Origin of the sequence: Duncaniella sp., assembly GCF_029054785.1 — a bacterium.
Lineage (GTDB): Bacteria > Bacteroidota > Bacteroidia > Bacteroidales > Muribaculaceae > Duncaniella.
Window position 1 is genome coordinate 1 of record NZ_JAIDEN010000173.1, and the last position, 3,485, is coordinate 3,485.

Consider the following 3,485-nt stretch of genomic DNA (forward strand, 5'->3'; position numbering starts at 1 on the left):
AGCCTGGAGATTATAGATGGTATAATTGATCCGATGGTCTGTGATGCGCCCCTGCGGGTAGTTGTAGGTGCGGATCTTGGCCGATCGGTCGCCGGTGGAGACGAGTGTCTTGCGGCGTGAGGCTATGTCATCAATATATTTCTGGTGCTCCTTGTCATAGATGAATGTGCGCAGGCGGCTGAGGGCGCGTTCCTTGTTCTTGGGCTGGTCGCGGGTCTCGGTACATTCGATCAGGATCTCCTCGCTTTCGCCCGTGTTGGGGTTGCGCCACATGTAGCGGAGGCGAACTCCGGATTCGACCTTGTTGACGTTCTGGCCTCCGGCTCCTCCTGAGCGGAAGGTGTCCCACTTGATCTCGCCTTCGTTGATCTCTACGTCGAAGGCTTCGGCTTCCGGAAGTACGGCCACGGTCGCAGCCGAGGTGTGGACTCGTCCCTGGGTTTCGGTTGCCGGGACGCGCTGTACGCGGTGGACGCCGCTCTCATATTTGAGAGTGCCGTAGACGTTGTCGCCGGTCACGGCAACCACGATTTCCTTGAAACCTCCGGCTGCTCCTTCGCTGAAACTTGTGACGGCGACGTTCCATCCTTTGGATTCGCAATACTTGACATACATCTTGTAAAGGTCGCCGGCAAAGATTGCCGCCTCGTCGCCGCCGGTGCCGCCGCGGATTTCAAGAATGGCGTTTTTGCTGTCTTCCGGATCAGCCGGGATCAGCAGCAGTTTGATCTCCTCTTCGATAGCGGGGATGGCATCTGTGGCCTCGTCAAGTTCTTCTTTGGCCATTTCGCGGAGTTCAGGATCGTTTTCCGACGCCAGTACCTCGCGGGCCTCGTCGATATTGCCCAGCAGTTCCCGGTAGCGGCGGGTCACTGCCGTCAGTTTTTCAAGGTCCTTATACTCTTTGGTCAGACGGACATAGCGTTTCATGTCCTGAATCACAGAGGGATCCGTGATCAGTGTACCCACCTCTTCGAAGCGGGCCTCGATACCGTCCAGTCGGGTCAAAAGGGAATTTTCAGCCATAGATCAGATTCATTTGCCTGCAAAGTTACGAAAAATTTTTCACCCTCTCCGCATTATCGCACTAAATCAGGCTTCGCGCGCGCTATCTTTGCTGCGTAAAAACAACTCAAAACAACTCAAAACACAAGACTATGAAAAAACATGCGCCCAAAACCCAGCTCCCCGTCTCCAAAAAGTTTTACACCTGCATCACCGACCGCGTCCGCGGGTCGCTGAATTTGATAGGCCGCGGTGATGCCGTGGCTGAAACGATGGCCTGCATAGACCGCTATATGGCCGACGGCACAGTGCCGCCGACCGATACAGATCCGGCTGTCGCGCTGACTTTCGCCCTTCTGCGCGCCGAAATCGACAAGGCTGTCGAGCGCTCGCGCCGTGCCCGCAGCCGTGCCGCCGTGAAGTCTTCTGCTCCGGTTCCGGTCAATGCCCCCGCCGCCGGACAGACAGCTGAAGCCGACGCCACGGCCGGGGAGGATTGCGAACCTGAACCTTTTGTTCCCCGTAACCGCCGTGAACGCCGGCTTTATGACCAGGAAGTGCGCCGTGCCGCCCGACGGCTTGCCCGCAAGCTGGCAGGCGCGTGAACAACCTCTGCTACTTCTTCTTGCGCTTGGCTTTGGAGGCTGCCTGACACTTGTCTTTAGACTGCCTCTTGGCTCTCTGCGAGAGTTTTTTTGCCACTTTGCCCTCTGAACTGTAAACCTTCTCGATCTGCGAGGGGGCGAGGAACTTGCTGTATTCCGCATAGTATTTTTTGCGGATGTCCAGTAGCTTCTGACTGTGGTTGAACCGGGCGCGGATGAGGCTGTCGGTCTGCATTTCTGTCAGCTGTCTTTTCGGTGACTTGCTTTTGGTCGTTCCCAGTGCCCAGATCTCTTTCTGACAGCGTGTATAGGTGTCGATGAATTTCTTTGTCGTCTCAGGGTTGAAAGCGAGTTTCTCGGCTATCAGTTGGGCCTGCTTTTCTGCGAGCTGTTCGCGTGAGAGGCGCTCGGTAGTCTTGCGTTGCTGTGCTCCCGCGGGTACGGCAAGGGCGAATATTGTCGCCGCGAGCAGCATTAGTCGGATTAAATTCTTCATTATCGGGGTGGTTAGTCATTGTTTGTTATGAAAATATCGTCCTGATAGGTTTCAAGCAGATAGGACCGGTCTGCGTCCGACAGATCGTCGAAAGCCTGTGCCACATCCGTGAAATCCGTCCTGTGCCGGAATAATCCGGGCCGGGTCGCCATGAACAGCAGGACCAGCACAGCTGCTGCGGCAATACCGCGCCAGAAGATGCGCCTGACACTGCGGCGGCGCTGTTCGAGAGCGTCTGCGGCAATCCTCTTTTCCACATCGGCGAAAAAGTCATCCGGTACGCGATAGGGCATCTTTTTTCCGATTGGTTCAAAATTGTACTTGTTCATCTTTCAGTCGTGGGAGTTCATATAACGGATTATTTTTTCTTTCGCGGCGTGGTAGTTCGCTTTGACGTTGGTTGCGGTAGAATCGGTGATCTGAGCGATTGTGGCATAATCGAACTCGTCGTAGTAGCGCAGGTTGAACGCCAACTGCTGTTTCGGAGGGAGCGAGAGGATGGCTTTCTGCAATTTCACGGTCTCCAGGTCGGAATAGTCGAAATATTCGTCGGCCGGTATTTTCTCTATCTCCTGTCCGGTCTCGTCATCGGGCGGGAAAGGAAAATCCCGGTTTTTCCCGCGCTGGCGTATGGCCTCGTTTGTGGCGATGCGGAATATCCAGGCGGTCAGCGGCATCTCCGTGTTGCATTTGGCGAGATTCCTGAACACTCTCAGAAACGTCTCCTGCAAGGCGTCTTCGGCGTCGTGGTGGACCACGGTGATGCGGCGTATGTGCCAGTAGACGGGCTCTTTATAATAGCTTAGGAGCATTCTGAAGCCCGTCTCCCGGTCGCGGCTGAGAGCATCAAGAATCTCTCGGACAGACAGCGTAGGGGTCATTTCCGTGCCTTGGTCTGATCTTTAAGCACATAGAGTTTCTTCTTCCCCTCGGCTGCCTTGATGGGATATTTGTCATTCTGGGCAAACACATTAAGCTCGGCCTCGGCGATATCCTTTTTCAGACCGGTGATTTTGGCATATTGCCCGACACTGATTGTCGGATGGTTCTTCAGCCACGCCACGGCCATCTTCATGCGGTCTTTTTTCGTGATGCGGTTGACAAGGACCGGTTTGGTCTTGGGCGCCTCCGCAGAGGTCGTGGTTTTGGACTTGGCGCTGTCAGCTGCGCCATAGACGGGAGCGCCTGCTAAGGCAAGCGAAGCGGCAAGGATCAGTAATCTGCTTTTGATCATAGCTGTAAGATTGGAAAATTTGACTTAGAGGTCGTTTAATAACAATAGTTAAAATCTGAGCGAAAGTATTGAGGTGGATATGGCTCTGAATTGAAGGAGCATAGCGAGCTATGTGACTGAAATGAAGAGCCATAGGCGCCCAAAA

The 3,485-nt window shown here is 54.5% G+C and carries 6 protein-coding genes; 1 reads left to right on the forward strand and 5 read right to left on the reverse strand.

Annotated elements, in window-relative coordinates:
- On the reverse strand, nt 1–1,026 hold a 1,026-nt coding region (prfA, locus tag K2H17_RS10585), incomplete at its 3' end, for a peptide chain release factor 1 (RefSeq protein ID WP_300134579.1).
- 131 nt (nt 1,027–1,157) lie between these two features.
- On the opposite strand from prfA, the gene K2H17_RS10590 reads away from it, so the two are divergent.
- The gene (locus tag K2H17_RS10590) at nt 1,158–1,610 is read left to right on the forward strand and encodes a hypothetical protein (protein ID WP_300134580.1); all 453 of its coding nucleotides are present in this window, start codon (nt 1,158–1,160) and stop codon (nt 1,608–1,610) included.
- Between the two features lie 10 nt (nt 1,611–1,620).
- On the opposite strand, the gene K2H17_RS10595 is transcribed toward K2H17_RS10590, so the two are convergent.
- The 4 genes from K2H17_RS10595 to K2H17_RS10610 are packed head-to-tail and all read right to left on the reverse strand — an operon-like array spanning nt 1,621 to nt 3,340.
- Complete coding sequence (locus K2H17_RS10595; protein WP_300134581.1) at nt 1,621–2,106, reverse strand: hypothetical protein; 486 nt, start codon at nt 2,104–2,106, stop codon at nt 1,621–1,623.
- Between the two features lie 11 nt (nt 2,107–2,117).
- Nucleotides 2,118–2,435 (reverse strand): hypothetical protein, encoded by a 318-nt coding sequence (locus K2H17_RS10600; protein WP_300134583.1) that lies wholly within the window; start codon nt 2,433–2,435, stop codon nt 2,118–2,120.
- A gap of 3 nt (nt 2,436–2,438) precedes the next feature.
- The gene (locus K2H17_RS10605; protein WP_300134585.1) at nt 2,439–2,987 is read right to left on the reverse strand and encodes an RNA polymerase sigma factor; all 549 of its coding nucleotides are present in this window, start codon (nt 2,985–2,987) and stop codon (nt 2,439–2,441) included.
- A complete protein-coding gene (locus tag K2H17_RS10610) occupies nt 2,984–3,340 on the reverse strand; it encodes a hypothetical protein (protein WP_300134587.1) in 357 nt (118 codons plus the stop codon). The genes K2H17_RS10605 and K2H17_RS10610 overlap by 4 nt, the downstream gene beginning before the upstream one ends.
- Nucleotides 3,341–3,485: the final 145 nt, after the last annotated feature.

Excerpts from the sequence above, each read along its gene's own strand:
- K2H17_RS10610 (WP_300134587.1), bottom strand. The coding sequence starts at position 3,340 with ATGATCAAAAGCAGATTACTGATCCTTGCCGCTTCGCTTGCCTTAGCA.
- K2H17_RS10600 (WP_300134583.1), bottom strand. The coding sequence starts at position 2,435 with ATGAACAAGTACAATTTTGAACCAATCGGAAAAAAGATGCCCTATCGC.
- K2H17_RS10590 (WP_300134580.1), top strand. The coding sequence starts at position 1,158 with ATGAAAAAACATGCGCCCAAAACCCAGCTCCCCGTCTCCAAAAAGTTT.
- K2H17_RS10605 (WP_300134585.1), bottom strand. The coding sequence starts at position 2,987 with ATGACCCCTACGCTGTCTGTCCGAGAGATTCTTGATGCTCTCAGCCGC.
- K2H17_RS10595 (WP_300134581.1), bottom strand. The coding sequence starts at position 2,106 with ATGAAGAATTTAATCCGACTAATGCTGCTCGCGGCGACAATATTCGCC.